This window comes from Streptomyces sp. SID8352 (assembly GCF_009862265.1).
Taxonomy (GTDB): Bacteria; Actinomycetota; Actinomycetes; order Streptomycetales; family Streptomycetaceae; genus Streptomyces.
Window position 1 is genome coordinate 1 of sequence record NZ_WWGX01000095.1, and the last position, 14,462, is coordinate 14,462.

Below are 14,462 nucleotides of genomic sequence, written 5' to 3' on the forward strand. Positions count from 1 at the left end.
GCCACTCCGGAGCCCGCCCCCGGGCCCCCGCCGGGAGACGGGCCCGGCCCGCCCACCGGACACTTGCCCCACTCCGCCGCCGCCCCGCCTCCCCGCTCGCACCGGGGGCGGGGCGGCGGCCTTCCGCGCGCCCGGCGCCCGGCGCCCGCCTGCCGCCTGCCGCCTGCCGCCTGCCGCCTGCCGCCTGCCGCCTGCCGCCTGCCGCCTGCCGCCTGCCGCCTGCCGCCTGCCGCCTGCCGCCTGCGGGACGGCTACCGGAGGTCGCCGTTCCATCGTCACGGAACCGTGACAAACGCGCTTGACCTGCCCTTTCACCTCTCCCTCACACCATCGCCGAGGCACTGCACACCGTGCGTATACATCGTGCGTATACCCGCTGTGTAGAGTGCTCGCATGTCCATCGGTCACACCCTCCTGGGACTCCTGGAGTCCGGTCCGCGCCACGGCTACGACCTCAAGCGCGCCTTCGACGAGAAGTTCGGCCACGACCGGCCGCTGCACTACGGCCAGGTCTACTCGACGATGTCCCGCCTGCTGAAGAACGGCCTCGTCGTGGTCGACGGCATAGAGGCGGGCGGCGGTCCCGAGCGCAAGCGGTACGCCGTCACCGACGCCGGGGTCACCGACGTCCAGCAGTGGCTCGGCACGCCCGAGAAGCCCGAGCCGTACCTCCAGTCGGTCCTCTACACCAAGGTCGTCCTCGCGCTCCTCACCGGCCGCGACGCCGCCGACATCCTCGACACCCAGCGCTCGGAGCACCTGCGGAGCATGCGCATCCTCACCGACCGCAAGCGCGGCGGCGACCTCGCCGACCAGCTCATCTGCGACCACGCCCTCTTCCACCTGGAGGCCGACCTGCGCTGGCTGGAGCTCACCGCGGCCCGTCTCGACCGCCTCCGCGAGGTGGTGACCAAGTGACTCCGCCGCCCGGTTCCCTGCTCTCGGCCGACCAGCTCCGCAAGGCCTACGGCCCGACCCTCGCCCTCGACGGCGCCGAGTTCTCCATCCACCCCGGCGAGGTCGTCGCCGTGATGGGGCCCTCGGGCTCCGGCAAGTCGACCCTGCTGCACTGCCTCGCCGGTATCGTGCCGCCCGACTCCGGCACCATCCTGTACGACGGGCGCGAGCTGTCCGCCATGGGCGACGCCGAGCGCAGCGCCCTGCGGCGCAGCGAGTTCGGGTTCGTCTTCCAGTTCGGCCAGCTCGTGCCGGAGCTGACCTGCGTCGAGAACGTCGCCCTGCCGCTGCGGCTGAACGGCACCCCCCGCAAGCAGGCCGAGCGCACCGCCCTCGGCTGGATGGAGCGCCTGGAGGTCGACGACCTGCGCGGGAAGCGCCCCGGCGAGGTCTCCGGCGGCCAGGGCCAGCGGGTCGCCGTGGCCCGCTCGCTGGTCACCTCCCCCCGGGTGCTCTTCGCCGACGAGCCCACCGGCGCCCTGGACTCCCTCAACGGCGAGCGGGTGATGGAGCTGCTCACCGACGCGGCCCGGTCCAGCAACGCCGCCGTCGTCCTGGTCACGCACGAGGCCCGGGTGGCCGCGTACTCGGACCGCGAGATCGTCGTGCGGGACGGCCGCTCCCGCGACATGGAGCGTGCCGTATGAAGCTCCGCCAGTGGGCCGCGGACCTGGCCCTCGGCGTCCGCTTCACCCTCACCGGAGGGCGCGAGGGCTGGACCCGGGCGCTGCTGACGGCCGTCGGCGTCGGGCTCGGCGTGGCCCTGCTGCTGCTGACCACGGCCCTGCCGACCGCGCTCGACGCGCGGCACCGGCGCGAGGTCGCCCGCACCGACATCACCTACATGGCCAACGACCTGGCGCGCGGGAAGGACACCCTGGTCGTCGCCAACGTCGACACGGACTTCCGCGACTCCAGTATCCGGGGCCGCGCCATGGAGGTGGAGGGGCCCGAGGCCCCGCTGCCCCCGGGCGTGGCGAAGTTCCCGGCCAAGGGCGAGATGGTGGTCTCCCCGGCGCTGCGGAAGCTGCTGGAGTCGGACGAGGGCGCACTGCTGCGCGAGCGGCTGCCGGACCGGATCGTCGGCACCATCGGGGAATCCGGACTGATCGGGTCCCAGGAGCTCGCCTACGTCCGGGGCGCCACCGGGCTCGCCCAGGAGATCGACGGCGGGCGGATCACCCGCATCGACCGCTTCGGCGACGCCGGCGCGAGCACCGAGCGGTCCGACCCGGTCCTCCTCCTGCTGATCCTGGTCGTCTTCGTGGTGCTGCTGATGCCGGTGACGGTGTTCATCGCGGCGGCCGTGCGGTTCGGCGGCGAGCGGCGCGACCGGCGGCTCGCGGCACTGCGCCTGGTGGGCTCCGACAGCCGCATGACCCGGCGCATCGCCGCCGGTGAGGCACTGGCGGGCGCGGTCCTCGGGCTGCTGCTCGGTGCCGTGTTCTTCCTGATCGGACGGCAACTCGCGGGCCACGCAGAGGTGTTCGACATCAGCGTGTTCCCCAGCTATCTCAATCCCTCCCCGCTGCTCGCCCTGGCGGTGGCGGTGGCGGTGCCGGCGACCGCGGTGCTGGTGACGCTGTTCGCGCTGCGCGGGGTGGCCATCGAACCGCTCGGCGTGGTGCGCACCGCCCGGCCCGCCCGGCGCCGGCTGTGGTGGCGGCTGCTGCTGCCGCTGGGCGGCCTGGGGCTGCTCTTCCCGATGATCGGCTACGGCCGGGACAACGGGGAGTTCAACCAGTTCATGGTGACCGGCGGGGTGGTGCTGCTGCTGGTCGGCGTGACCGCGCTGCTGCCGTGGATCGTGGAGACGGTCGTGGCCCGGCTGGGCGCGGGCCCGGTCTCCTGGCAGCTCGCGGTGCGCAGGCTCCAGTTGAGCAGCGGCTCGGCGGCCCGGATGGTCAACGGCATCGCGGTGGCCGTCGCGGGGGCGATCGCGCTGCAGATGCTCTTCGCCGGGGTCGACAGCTTCTACACCAAGTCCACGGGGAGGGACCCCTCCCTGGCCCAGATGGAGGTGACGGTGCGGGACAGCGCGGCCCTCGACGGGGCCCGGCAGAAATTCCGGGACACCCCGGGCGTCGACGCCGCCGTCGCCCTCTCCGAGGGCTACGCCGGCGACAAGGCCGTCGACCCGGACGAGGGCACGTCCCTGACCGTGGGCGAGTGCGCGGCGCTGCGCGAGGTCGCGCGGCTCCCCTCCTGCCGCGACGGCGATGTGTTCGTCGTGCGCGGGGCCCAGTACGACGGGCAGCTCGACGTCATGGAGCTGGCCCGCAGGACCCCCGCCATGTACCTGGACCCGTCGTTCTCGGAGGGGGACGAGGGCAGGGAGATCGCCTGGCCGGTGCCCGCCGGCATCAAGGAGGCGATGCCGAAGAGCGGCCTGCTCATGGGCATCGACCGGGGCGGCTTCCTGATCACGCCGAAGGCCGCGCCGAAGGCGCTGGAGCCGGGACTGACCGGGCACCTCTACCTGAAGCTGGACGAGAGCGTGCCGGACGTGCGGGACAGGGCGCGGAACACGGCCATGGTGGTCGGCCCGCTGTCGCGTCCCGCGGTCTGGGCGGCCACCGAGCGCACCGACCGGTTCGACGCCATCCGCACGGGGCTGTTCGTCGGGGCGGCGTGCGTGCTGGGTCTGATCGGGGCGAGCCTGCTGGTCTCGCAACTGGAGCAGTTGCGCGAGCGCCGCAAGCTGCTGTCGGCGCTGGTCGCCTTCGGCACCCGGCGCCGCACCCTGAGCCTGTCGGTGCTCTGGCAGACGGCCGTCCCGATCGCGCTGGGCCTGCTGCTGGCGGTCGTCGTGGGGATGACGCTGGGGGTGGTCCTGCTGAAGATGACGAGCACCCCGGTGCACGTCGACTGGGCCGGGATCGGGGCCATGACCGGGATCGGGGCCGGGGTGGTGCTGCTGGTCACCCTGCTCAGCCTGCCGCCGCTGCTGCGCCTGATGCGCCCGGAGGGGCTGCGCACGGAGTAGCGCCGACGCGCACGGGGGGGGTGCCGCCGCCGCGGCCCGGGTGGTGTCCCGGGCCGCGGCGGCGTCCCGCGTCAGACGTCGGCCAGGCGGACGGGGAGGTCCCGCATCGCCTCGCGCAGGGCGTCGGCCAACTGCTCGTACTCCGCGGAGCGGGCCGCGCCCGTGCGCATGGCGAGGGCGATGCGGCGGGTGGGGGCCGGGGCGGCGAAGGAGCCGGTCCGGAGCCGGCCCGAGTGGGACACCTCCACCCGGACCGCGGTGCGCGGCAGCAGGGTCACCCCGAGGCCGCCGGCGACCAGTTGCACCAGGGTCGACAGCCCGGCCGCGGTGGTCGTGGCCGGGATGTTCGCGCGGCCCGCCTCGCGGCAGATGTCGAGTGCCTGGTCGCGCAGGCAGTGCCCCTCGTCGAGCAGCAGCAGCGGCAGTTCGCGCAGCACCGAGCGGTCGATGCCGTCCCGGCCGCCGAGCGGGTGGCCCGTCGGGGCGACGAGCACGAAGTCCTCGTCGAACAGGGGCAGTTCGGTGACCCCCGGCGCCCCGAGCGGCACCGCGAGGAGCAGCAGGTCGAGGCGGCCGGTCGCCAGTCCGTCCAGCAGGCTCGCGGTCTGCTCCTCGTGCACCTGGGGGTCGAGGTCCGGGTACCGGTCGTGCGTCAGCCGCAGCACGGTGGGCAGCAGGTACGGCGCCACCGTGGGGATCACCCCGAGCCGCAGCGGGCCGGTGAACGGCGCCCGCACCGCCTCCGCCTCCTCCATCAGCGAGCCGACCTCGGCGAGGACCGCCTTGGCCCGCACCGCGATCCGGGCCCCCGCCGGGGAGAGCAGCACCTTGCGCGTCGTACGCTCCAACAGGGTGACACCGAGTGTCTCCTCCAGCGCCGAGACGGCGCCCGAGAGGGCCGGCTGGCTCATCCCGATCGCGGCGGCGGCGTCGCGGAAGTGCAGATGTTCCGCGACCGCCGCGAAGGCCCGCAGCTGGGAGAGACTGGGCTGCCGTTTCTTGCTGGACATTGATAGCCACCTCCGATCAACACGACCGAGTGTAGCTATTTCCGTAATCAATGCACCCTGTGCCAACATCAACGGTGTCCAACCCACGGGAAACACTGCAAAACGGATGTCTCCCTGCTGCAAGGAGTGCGCGTGCTCACTGTCGGTGACAAGTTCCCCGAGTTCGATCTGACCGCCTGCGTCTCGCTGGAGAAGGGCAAGGAGTTCGAGCAGATCGACCACAAGACCTACGAGGGCAAGTGGAAGGTCGTCTTCGCCTGGCCCAAGGACTTCACCTTCGTGTGCCCGACCGAGATCGCGGCGTTCGGCAAGCTGAACGACGAGTTCGCCGACCGCGACGCCCAGGTCCTCGGCTTCTCCGGTGACTCCGAGTTCGTCCACCACGCCTGGCGCAAGGACCACCCGGACCTCACCGACCTGCCCTTCCCGATGATGGCCGACTCCAAGCACGAGCTGATGCGCGCGCTGGGCATCGAGGGCGAGGACGGCTTCGCGCAGCGCGCCGTCTTCATCGTGGACCAGAACAACGAGATCCAGTTCACCATGGTGACCGCCGGTTCCGTCGGCCGGAACCCGAAGGAGGTCCTGCGGGTGCTGGACGCCCTGCAGACCGACGAGCTCTGCCCGTGCAACTGGAGCAAGGGCGACGAGACCCTCGACCCGGTCGCGCTGCTCTCCGGGGAGTGAACTGACATGTCCCTCGACTCCCTGAAGTCCGCCATACCGGACTACGCCAAGGACCTGAAGCTCAACCTGGGCTCGGTCATCGGCAACTCCGACCTCCCGGCCCAGCAGCTCTGGGGCACCGTGCTGGCGACCGCGATCGCCTCGCGCTCCCCGATCGTGCTGCGCGAGCTGGAGCCGGAGGCGAAGGCGAACCTGTCGCCCGAGGCGTACACGGCCGCCAAGGCCGCCGCCGCGATCATGGCGATGAACAACGTCTTCTACCGCACCCGGCACCTGCTGTCGGACCACGAGTACGGCACCCTGCGCGCCGGACTGCGGATGAACGTGATCGGCAACCCGGGCGTCGACAAGGTCGACTTCGAGCTGTGGTCCTTCGCGGTCTCCGCCGTCAACGGCTGCGGCATGTGCCTGGACTCGCACGAGCAGGTGCTCCGCAAGGCCGGCATGGACCGCGACACGATCCAGGAGGCGTTCAAGATCGCCGCCGTGATCGAGGCCGTCGGCGCCACGCTGGACGCCGAGGCGGTCCTCGCCGCCCAGTAGTACCGCCGGTCCCGCGCGAGGCGGAACACGGCACGGGCCCCGTCCACCGAACCGGTGGGCGGGGCCCGTTCGTGTGCGCGCGGGCCCCGGGCCTTCGTACGGGACGTACTCGAAGGCCGGGGTCGGTGCGGCGGGAGTGCGTGCGCGGCGCCGCGCGGCGGACGGGAACGCCGGACGGGCCTCAGCGGGCGGGCGGTTCCGGCGGGGGTGAGTCCTCGGGCGGGCGCGGCCCCGCCTCGGGCGCGGCGTCGGCCGCGGTGGCGCCCAGAGGCCTCGGCGCCTGCCGCACCGCCGACTCCCGGGAGTACGCCCGCAGATAGCCGACGACCGTGTTGGCCACCGCCACCAGCGGGACCGCGACCACCGCGCCGCCGATGCCGGCCACCATGCCGCCGGCCGCCACCGACAGCACCACCGCCAGCGGATGGACCCGCACCGCGCGGCCCAGGATGAACGGCTGCAGGATGTGGCCCTCGATCTGCTGCACCAGCAGGACCACGACGAGCGTCATCACCGCCGCGAAGACGCCCTGGGTCACCAGCGCCACGACGACCGCCAGCGCCCCCGACATCACGGCGCCGACCAGCGGGATGAAGGCGAACAGGAAGATGAACACGGCCAGCGGCACGGCCATCGGCACATGCAGGAAGTAGATGCCGAGACCGATGAAGATGGCGTCGATCAGCGCGACGATCACGGTGCCGCGCACATAGGCCGTCAGCGTCCGCCAGGCGCGCGGGCCGGCGCCGGCCACACCGGGCCGGGCCGCCGCCGGCACCAGCTTCAGCGTCCACTCCCAGATGCGCTTGCCGTCGTAGAGCAGGAAGAGCGTCGAGAAGACCGCCAGCAGGATGCCGGTCAGCGCCTCGACGACGACCGTGACGCCCTCCAGTCCGGCGGACGTTATCTGGTCGCTGTTGGCGCCGACCGCTTCGCGCAGGCTCTTGGCGATCTCGTTGATCTGCTTGTCGGTGACGTGCAGCGGGCTGTTCAGCAGCCACTTGCGCAACTCGTCGATGCCGCTCTGGATCTGCGAGGAGAGGTCGTCGATGTTCTCCATGACCTGCCAGGTCACGAACCAGCCGATCAGCCCCATCACCACGAACCCGAGGATCGCGGTCAGCGCGGTGGCGAGCGCGCGCGGGACCCCGCGCCGCCGCAGCCGCGCCACGGTCGGCTGGAGCAGCGCCGTGATCAGCAGGGCGACCACGAAGGCCAGCACCACCAGCCGCACCGCGCTGATGACCCGCATCAGCACCCACACGGTGCCGGCGAGGACCAGCAGCCTCCACCCGGCCTCGGCCGCGACCCGCACACCCCAGGGCACGGCCTGCGCCGGATCGGGACGGGCGGGTGCCGCGACGGTGCCGGTCTGCCCCGGTTCGCCGGGCCGCCCGTGCTCCGGCGAGGCGTCCGCGTCGCGCGCGGGCTCCGGGCCGGCGTCGGCGAGGCCGCCGACGGGGCGGTGCGGATCGTCGTCCCACTCCGCCTCGGCCCGGCGCTGGTCCAGCCGGTTGCCGAGCCGGGTCAGTCCGGAACCCACTCGGCCCAGCCATCCTGGCACTCGCGACATGTTCCGTCCTCTTCCCCCGACTCTCCCCACCACTCCCCCTGGAGCCGTACCGGTCCGACGGTACACGGGGGGCACGCGAAAGCCCCTCACCGAAAGGACGGTGAGGGGCCGCGCGCGGTCGGGCGCCGGGGGCGGGGAGCCGCCGGTCGGCGACGGCTCAGTACCAGTGGTTGGCCTGCCAGAAGCTCCACGCCCCGCAGGGGCTGCCGTAGCGGCCGTTCATGTAGTTGAGGCCCCACTTGATCTGGGTGACCGGGTTGGTCTGCCAGTCCGAGCCCACGGAGGACATCTTGGAACCGGGCAGGGCCTGGAAGAGGCCGTAGGCGCCGGAGGACGGGTTGACGGCGCGGTAGTTCCAGCTCGACTCGTGGTTCACGATGTTGCTGAAGCACTGCCACTGGCCGCTGGGCACCATGCCGCGGGCCAGCGACTGGATCTGGCCGATGCTGTAGGAGCCCTGGACCGCGCCGACGGCGGGGGCGCTGGCGGAGGCGGCCTCGCGCTGGGCGGCGCGACTGGCCGCCGCTTCCTCCTCGGCCCGCTTCTTGGCCTCCTCGGCGGCCTTCTGCGCCTTCTCCGCGCGCTCCTTCTTGGCGACGGCGGTCTCGGCGGCGGCCTTGCGGGCGGCCTCCTCGGCGTCCTTCTTGGCACCGGCGTCCGCGGCGATGGCCTGAACACTGGCCTGCTGCGTCAGGGACGCGGTCTGCACCTGGGCCTGCTGCCCCACGGGGAGGTCCGCGAGCAGCGTCGTGCCTGCTGCCGTCGCTTCCGCGTCGTGGCTCTGCCCGGTGCTGCCCGAGGCAACACCGACGACGCTTCCGACAGCGGTGACCGCGGTGGCCGAAGCCACTGCGAATCCCCGGACCGAGATCCGGCTCACACGGTTTCCTTCCAGCGACGCCCGCTCCGGTGACCCTCGCGGACGCGTTCGTGCCCCTGGCACTGGCCTCCCCCACTCTGGTCACGGGAGGCGCGGGCCCGGTGGACAACTCCCCGACGGGGAGCGCCGCGTGATGCCCGGGCGGCATACGACGCTGCTATGGAGTTGGACGGTGCTGCGGTGGTGCCGTGTCTCCCGCCGTCCGAGGACCGGGGAGGCGCCCCTGGGGGCGAAGGGTGTCGTATGCGGGGCCTGACAGGAATGAGACTCTGCCGCAACCCGCGCGGCGAGGCAATTCCGTGTTGCGTGGGAAAGCTCACATCCCGTTCGGCCCAGTGCGTTCGACGGAAACCCGGCGCAAGGCGGCGCCGCCCGGATAGGGTCTTCGCCTTTCCGGACGGCGCCCCGGTTCGGTGACCGGCCCGTGACGGGCCGGAGTCCACGAACCCCTCCGTACCCGTCAGATGTGGGTGTCCTCCAGCATTTCCGTCACCAGTGCGGCGATCTGGGACCTTTCGGACCGGGTCAGGGTCACATGGGCGAAGAGCGGATGCCCCTTCAGCTTCTCCACGACGGCGACCACACCGTCGTAGCGCCCGACCCGGAGGTTGTCCCGCTGCGCCACGTCGTGGGTGAGGACCACCCGGGAGTTGGCGCCGATCCGGGAGAGCACCGTCAGCAGCACGTTGCGTTCGAGGGACTGGGCCTCGTCGACGATGACGAACGCGTCGTGCAGGGAACGGCCGCGGATGTGGGTGAGCGGCAGTACCTCCAGCATCCCGCGGGCGGTGACCTCCTCGATGACCTCGCGGCTGGTGACCGCGGACAGGGTGTCGAAGACCGCCTGCGCCCAGGGGCTCATCTTCTCCGCCTCGGAGCCCGGCAGATAGCCCAGCTCCTGCCCGCCCACCGCGTACAGCGGGCGGAAGACCATCACCTTGCGGTGCTGCCGGCGCTCCAGCACGGCCTCCAGCCCGGCGCACAGGGCCAGCGCGGACTTGCCGGTTCCGGCCCGGCCGCCCAGGGAGACGATCCCGACGTCCGGGTCGAGCAGCAGGTCGAGGGCGATCCGCTGCTCGGCGCTGCGCCCCTTGATCCCGAACGCGTCCCGGTCGCCGCGCACCAGCCGCACTCCGCCGTCGGGCGTGACCCGGCCGAGGGCCTTGCCGCGCTCCGACTGGATGGTCAGCCCGGTGTGCACGGGCAGCCCGGCCGCCTCGGGGACGAAGACGTGGCCCTCCTCGAAGAGGATGTCCACCTGCTCGCCGGGCAGCGTCAGCTCGGACATGCCCGTCCAGCCGGAGGAGTCCGTGATGGCCAGCTCGGCGCGGTACTCCTCGGCGAGGAGGCCGACGGAGGACGCCTTGATCCTGAGCGGGAGGTCCTTCGACACGACGGTGACGTCGAACCCCTCGGCCTGGAGGTTGCGGGCGACCGCGAGGATGCGGGAGTCGTTGTCCCCCAGGCGGTAGCCGCTGGGCAGCACACCGGGGTCCGAGTGGTTCAGCTCGACCCGCAGGGTGCCGCCGAGGTCCCCGATGGGGATGGGGGCGTCGAGGCGGCCGTGCCGGACGCGGAACTCGTCGAGCAGGCGGAGCGCCTGCCGGGCGAAGTAGCCGAGCTCGGGATGGTGCCGTTTGGCCTCCAGCTCCGTCACCACGACGATGGGGAGCACGACCTCGTGCTCGTCGAAGCGGCTCAGGGCGTTGGGGTCGGCCAGCAGGACGCTGGTGTCGAGAACATAGGTGCGCCGATCTGGCATGTGGCGCTTCGCGCTGGTCACCACGGAAGGACGTACCCCCTCGGAAGAGGTCGGGGAGCGACGGAGTGGACGCTGGGCCGGGATGACCGGAACGAGTCGACCGGTCGGCGGCCGCGATGCACCGGCGCGGGCCGAGGACCGGCCCTCCGCGTCTTCTTCCGTGCCGTGACCGCACGGTCGGGCTGATGCAAAGGGCCTCCCGGGCGGACGGCTCCGCGCCGCCCGCTGAGGATCCGACACCCGTGGTTCGGGCGTCGACCTGCTTGGCTTATTCCCTGTAACGACCGCCGCCATGCCACGGGGGGGGAGGGCGCACCGGTGAACTCCTGGTTACGGAGGCGGCGTCGGAGAAGGACGCGGGGGCGCGGGGCGGTGGGGCGGGGCGGGGGTGGCCGGGGGGAGGGGGTGGCGCGGTGGCCGGAATCGAGGGGGCGGTCCTTGCGGAGCGGCGGTCCTGCGGGCCCTGGGGAGCGGGCGCGCGGGGGCCTGTCCAGGGGAGGGCGGCTGCCGGGGGGCGACGCCGGGGCTCGTGGCCGGGTGCGGGGCGGGGCACGGGGGCACGGGCGGGCGGGAGCGGGCGGCCCCCCGGGGCGGGCGAGGGCCGGTGTGCGCCGGGGCATGAAAAAACGGGCCGGTCCGTGGGGGGGGATACGGACCGGCCCGAGGGGGGGTTTCCACCATAACCCTTCGTAAGTGCCGTCGCGCGCATCGACGTGCCCCACTACTCTCCGGAGCCGTCCGGCGACACCGGGAGCGGTCCGGAGTCCCTCGTTCCCCCGCACGTCACAGCGGTGGCGGGGCGGATTCCGGGGGCGGGGCGGCCGAACGGGCGATCTGCGGCCCGGGGCGTGTCGGCGGCCGACGGGGGGTGCCCCCGCCGACGCCCGGCCGGGGTGCGCCCCCGCATGCGCGGGGCGTCGGCCCGCGGCCGCGCGGTCCCGCCTCCGCGTCGTCCGACCGGGTGATCCCCCATATGGCCGAAGGTTGACCGGGCACCGCGCAGCCCCCTCCACCGCGCGGTACCCGCCCGCGCAGCTTTGCTGGCGCGAATTACCTTGGTCCGAACTTACGCGACCGGGTCGCCCGCACGCGACCCGTACCGCCCATCACGCCATAACGATGTGGAGAACCGGAGGGGGAATCACCTCCAGAACGGGGCAATCCGGGCGTCCGGTGGTCCGGGAACGGCTCCCGGGGACGGATTCACGCCCTTCTCCCCGTGACGCCCCTCCCCGGGGCGGGGTTCGCGCCCCACCCGGGGCCGTCCGCGCACGGGGGTGGGGTCCTTCCTCGCGGGATACGTTCCCGGTGGGACGGTCGTCTAGGGGAAGGGGCCCGGCGTGGGCCGACGTTGGCGCGACGGGACGGGGACGCTGGTGGTGACCGGCGGGGACGGCGGGGCGGACGCCGGGGACACCGGGGTCGGATGTGGTGGGGTCGGCGGGGGCGGTGGGGTCGGCGGCGGTGGAAGCGGCGGGGGTGTGCGGGTGCCGTTGGAGGTGGCCGCCTCGTACCGGGCCCGGACCAGGGGCCTGTTGGGGAGGGACTCGCTGGAGGGGGCGATGCTGCTGACGCCCGCCGGAGGGGTGCACACCTTCCGGATGCGGATGCCCATCGACGTCGCCTTCCTGGACCGGCGGATGCGGGTCCTCGCCGTGGTCACCATGCGGCCCGGCCGGATGGGGCTGCCCCGGCTCCGGGCACGTCATGTGCTGGAGGCCGAGGCCGGGGCGATGTCTCGGTGGGGGGTACGGAAGGGGGTGCGGGTGGCGGTCGAGGCGGACCGGTGACGTCCGGCGCGGGCCGCCGCGCTCGGGGCGGGCCGCCGGAGCGGTCGATCGGCGTGCGCGGTCGGTCAGCGTGAGCGGGCAGTCGGCGTGAGCGGGCGGTCAGCGTGAGCGGGGGAAGGAGACCTCCACGCGGCGGTTCTTCTTGCGGCCTGCCTCGGTCGAGTTGTCCGCGATGGGGTACTGCTCGCCGTAGCCGCGGACCTCGTAGGTGACACCGGCGTTGTCGAGCACCTGGGCCAGGACCTCCTGGACGGCGTTGGCGCGCCGCCTGGAGAGGACGTCGCCGTGGGCGGCGGAGCCGAGGTCGTCGGTGAAGCCGAAGACACGGACCTTGGTCGCGTTCTGCGTCCGGATCTCCTCGGCGATGCCCCGGATGCGGGACCGCGACTCGGCGCCGAGGGTCGCGCTGTCCTTGCCGAACAGCACCTCGGCCTGGAGGGCGAGGGTCACCTGGGTGTTGGTGTCCTCACGGCGTTCGTCACCGCTCTGCTCCTCCACGACGGACTTGATGTCCAGCACCTTCGCCCGTGCGAGCGTGGCCCCCTCGGAGAGTTTCAGGTCCGGGTCGTTGGGGTCGACGTCCACGGGGGCGGAGGGCGAGGCCACGGCGCCGGGAGGCACGTCGGGGTCGTCGTCGGCCTGCGCCGCGGTGGCGCCGACGAGGTGGGCGGCGAGCAGCAGACCGGCGGCGGCGAGGACCGGGGTGATGCGGCGGGCTCTGGTCATGGGGAGCCTCACCCGGAGATCTCGATGCCGGCGGCCGAGAACATGGGAAGTTGGAACGTCACCTCGGTCGTGCCCGCGGGCGGGGCGGGGAACTGCATGAAGACGGGGAGGGTCTCACCGGCCTTCAGCGGCGGAAACTTGGTCGTGGCGAGCGGGCGGCCCTCGGTGTCCCGGAGTACGTAGTAGCGCTTCTTCCCGCGGGAATCCACCAGTGTGGCTCCGCCCAGCGACTTCCCGTTGCGGACGATCTCGGTCTCGTTGCCGCTCACCTGGGCGGGAACGTTGACAGTACTCGCGCCGTCGTTCTTGAGTTCACCGCTCACCGTGACGAATCCGCCCGCGTCACGCTGCGCACCGGTGATTCTCATCATGAGACCGCTGGGTCCTCTCAGCTCGGCCAGCGTCTCCTCCGCCGTGCCCTCCTGGGCGCTCACCCCCGGACCGGCGTCCCGGGGCGGCGCCGACGTGGCTCTCGGCTTCTGGTCGTCGCCACCCCCGCCTCCGCAGCCGGCAGCACCGAGGGCCAGCCCGATCGAAACAGCCAGGGCCACCCATCCTCTGCGGGCCCCGGTGCTGAACCGCATGCTCATGATTCCGCTTCCTTCGTCTTCGTCGTTCGTTGTCAGTCGGCCAGATGGACGTCGAAAAGATCCTGGGGCTCGGGCAGGTCCGACACGTCGTCCGGATCGAGGTCCCAGCGCTTCCCGTCACAGAGGAGGCTGGGCAGCTCGACGTCCTCCGCGTCGTCGGCATCCTCGGCGTCCTCATCGGCGTCGGCATCCCCGGCGTCCTCATCGGCGTCGGCATCCTCCGGAGGCATCGTGAAGGAGCAGCGGAATTCGATCACCGCGGTGGCCCGCTCCGTGGCCCGCCGCCCCTCCGTGCCCGGCACGACGGTGTCCCCCACGGTCCCGTTCGTCGTGGCCTCGACCCGGTAGGCGAGCGGCCCGTGCGGAGCGCACCGGACACTCGCGTCGTTGCGCGCGGCCAACTGCTCCGCCCGCCAACAGGCGTTGCCCACGGGAACCCTGCCGTCGAAGATGTCCTGCCACTGGTCCGGGGCGCGGAGATCCCGCAGCCACTGGCCCGTGAGCCTGTCCCGTGTCTCCAGAGCCGCCGCGAGCGCCGCGGCGTCCGCGGCGGTCTGCGCCTCGCTGCGTTTGGCTGCTGCCTGGCCGACCGCGAAGTACACGAGCGCGAGAAAGAGCAGGCCCCCCACCACGGTGATGTATACGGGGAGGGCCTGCCCGGCGTCGTTGTGCCGACGGGCGGGGATCAGCCGCCGGTGACCTCGGTGATCTGGTCCACGATCGCGTTGTAGATCGACTGCCCGATGTCCGTCCCCGTGATGGCCAGGACGATCGCCACCACCACCGCGATGATGCCCAGGTACTCCACCGCCGTCTGGCCCTTGTCGTCGCGGGCGGCGCGGGTGCGCAGGTACGCGGCGGTGGTGTGGAACCAGTTGCTCATGGTGTTCCCCTTCAGGGTGGCCGGTGCCCGCTTCGTCACGGGGAGGGTAGGCCGGGGCGGGGGTGCGGGGTAAGG

Annotated in this window: 14 protein-coding genes; 6 read left to right on the forward strand and 8 right to left on the reverse strand. The window is 72.7% G+C overall.

Going from position 1 to position 14,462, the window contains the following annotated elements:
• The first annotated feature begins 393 nt into the window (after window positions 1-393).
• The 3 genes from GTY84_RS28405 to GTY84_RS28415 are packed head-to-tail and all read left to right on the forward strand — an operon-like array spanning window position 394 to window position 3,943.
• A complete protein-coding gene (locus GTY84_RS28405; protein WP_161229269.1) occupies window positions 394-918 on the forward strand; it encodes a PadR family transcriptional regulator in 525 nt (174 codons plus the stop codon).
• On the forward strand, window positions 915-1,604 hold the full coding sequence (locus GTY84_RS28410; protein WP_161229270.1) for an ABC transporter ATP-binding protein: 690 nt from the start codon (window positions 915-917) through the stop codon (window positions 1,602-1,604). The genes GTY84_RS28405 and GTY84_RS28410 overlap by 4 nt, the downstream gene beginning before the upstream one ends.
• Complete coding sequence (locus tag GTY84_RS28415) at window positions 1,601-3,943, forward strand: ABC transporter permease (RefSeq protein ID WP_161229271.1); 2,343 nt, start codon at window positions 1,601-1,603, stop codon at window positions 3,941-3,943. The genes GTY84_RS28410 and GTY84_RS28415 overlap by 4 nt, the downstream gene beginning before the upstream one ends.
• 71 nt (window positions 3,944-4,014) lie before the next feature.
• On the opposite strand, the gene GTY84_RS28420 is transcribed toward GTY84_RS28415, so the two are convergent.
• A complete protein-coding gene (locus GTY84_RS28420) occupies window positions 4,015-4,953 on the reverse strand; it encodes a LysR substrate-binding domain-containing protein (RefSeq protein WP_161229272.1) in 939 nt (312 codons plus the stop codon).
• 132 nt (window positions 4,954-5,085) lie between these two features.
• On the opposite strand from GTY84_RS28420, the gene GTY84_RS28425 reads away from it, so the two are divergent.
• Both GTY84_RS28425 and GTY84_RS28430 read left to right on the forward strand, forming a co-directional pair.
• Window positions 5,086-5,640: a peroxiredoxin gene (locus GTY84_RS28425; protein WP_161229273.1), complete on the forward strand. Its 555-nt coding sequence runs from the start codon at window positions 5,086-5,088 to the stop codon at window positions 5,638-5,640.
• 6 nt (window positions 5,641-5,646) lie between these two features.
• Window positions 5,647-6,183 (forward strand): alkyl hydroperoxide reductase, encoded by a 537-nt coding sequence (locus GTY84_RS28430; RefSeq protein WP_161229274.1) that lies wholly within the window; start codon window positions 5,647-5,649, stop codon window positions 6,181-6,183.
• 181 nt (window positions 6,184-6,364) lie between these two features.
• On the opposite strand, the gene GTY84_RS28435 is transcribed toward GTY84_RS28430, so the two are convergent.
• The 3 genes from GTY84_RS28435 to GTY84_RS28445 all read right to left on the reverse strand — a co-directional run bounded on the left by GTY84_RS28435 (window position 6,365) and on the right by GTY84_RS28445 (window position 10,422).
• Window positions 6,365-7,756, reverse strand: coding sequence for an AI-2E family transporter (locus GTY84_RS28435; RefSeq protein WP_161229275.1), 1,392 nt, complete (start codon window positions 7,754-7,756; stop codon window positions 6,365-6,367).
• A gap of 157 nt (window positions 7,757-7,913) precedes the next feature.
• A complete protein-coding gene (locus tag GTY84_RS28440; RefSeq protein WP_161229276.1) occupies window positions 7,914-8,636 on the reverse strand; it encodes a transglycosylase SLT domain-containing protein in 723 nt (240 codons plus the stop codon).
• 460 nt (window positions 8,637-9,096) lie between these two features.
• Window positions 9,097-10,422 carry a PhoH family protein gene (locus GTY84_RS28445; protein ID WP_161229277.1) on the reverse strand — a complete coding sequence of 442 codons (1,326 nt, stop codon included), beginning with the start codon at window positions 10,420-10,422 and terminating at the stop codon, window positions 9,097-9,099.
• A 1,316-nt stretch (window positions 10,423-11,738) separates the two neighbouring features.
• On the opposite strand from GTY84_RS28445, the gene GTY84_RS28450 reads away from it, so the two are divergent.
• Window positions 11,739-12,188 (forward strand): DUF192 domain-containing protein, encoded by a 450-nt coding sequence (locus tag GTY84_RS28450; RefSeq protein ID WP_161229278.1) that lies wholly within the window; start codon window positions 11,739-11,741, stop codon window positions 12,186-12,188.
• Window positions 12,189-12,287: 99 nt separating this feature from the next.
• Here GTY84_RS28450 and GTY84_RS28455 read toward each other — a convergent pair whose 3' ends face one another.
• From GTY84_RS28455 to GTY84_RS28470, 4 genes are read right to left on the reverse strand one after another with little or no spacing between them, the layout of a single operon-like run.
• Entirely contained in the window at window positions 12,288-12,914 is a 627-nt protein-coding gene (locus tag GTY84_RS28455) for an OmpA family protein (RefSeq protein WP_161229279.1), read from the reverse strand.
• A gap of 8 nt (window positions 12,915-12,922) precedes the next feature.
• Window positions 12,923-13,504 carry a hypothetical protein gene (locus tag GTY84_RS28460; protein WP_161229280.1) on the reverse strand — a complete coding sequence of 194 codons (582 nt, stop codon included), beginning with the start codon at window positions 13,502-13,504 and terminating at the stop codon, window positions 12,923-12,925.
• 32 nt (window positions 13,505-13,536) lie between these two features.
• Window positions 13,537-14,190 carry a pilus assembly protein TadG-related protein gene (locus GTY84_RS28465; protein WP_161229363.1) on the reverse strand — a complete coding sequence of 218 codons (654 nt, stop codon included), beginning with the start codon at window positions 14,188-14,190 and terminating at the stop codon, window positions 13,537-13,539.
• Window positions 14,190-14,387 carry a hypothetical protein gene (locus tag GTY84_RS28470; RefSeq protein ID WP_161229281.1) on the reverse strand — a complete coding sequence of 66 codons (198 nt, stop codon included), beginning with the start codon at window positions 14,385-14,387 and terminating at the stop codon, window positions 14,190-14,192. Before GTY84_RS28470 ends, GTY84_RS28465 begins: the two co-directional genes overlap by 1 nt.
• Window positions 14,388-14,462: the final 75 nt, after the last annotated feature.

Bases quoted from the DNA above. Each gene is read 5' to 3' on its own strand.
- GTY84_RS28405 (WP_161229269.1), top strand. From the start codon at position 394: ATGTCCATCGGTCACACCCTCCTGGGACTCCTGGAGTCCGGTCCGCGC.
- GTY84_RS28415 (WP_161229271.1), top strand. From the start codon at position 1,601: ATGAAGCTCCGCCAGTGGGCCGCGGACCTGGCCCTCGGCGTCCGCTTC.
- GTY84_RS28420 (WP_161229272.1), bottom strand. From the start codon at position 4,953: ATGTCCAGCAAGAAACGGCAGCCCAGTCTCTCCCAGCTGCGGGCCTTC.
- GTY84_RS28430 (WP_161229274.1), top strand. From the start codon at position 5,647: ATGTCCCTCGACTCCCTGAAGTCCGCCATACCGGACTACGCCAAGGAC.
- GTY84_RS28435 (WP_161229275.1), bottom strand. From the start codon at position 7,756: ATGTCGCGAGTGCCAGGATGGCTGGGCCGAGTGGGTTCCGGACTGACC.
- GTY84_RS28455 (WP_161229279.1), bottom strand. From the start codon at position 12,914: ATGACCAGAGCCCGCCGCATCACCCCGGTCCTCGCCGCCGCCGGTCTG.
- GTY84_RS28460 (WP_161229280.1), bottom strand. From the start codon at position 13,504: ATGAGCATGCGGTTCAGCACCGGGGCCCGCAGAGGATGGGTGGCCCTG.
- GTY84_RS28470 (WP_161229281.1), bottom strand. From the start codon at position 14,387: ATGAGCAACTGGTTCCACACCACCGCCGCGTACCTGCGCACCCGCGCC.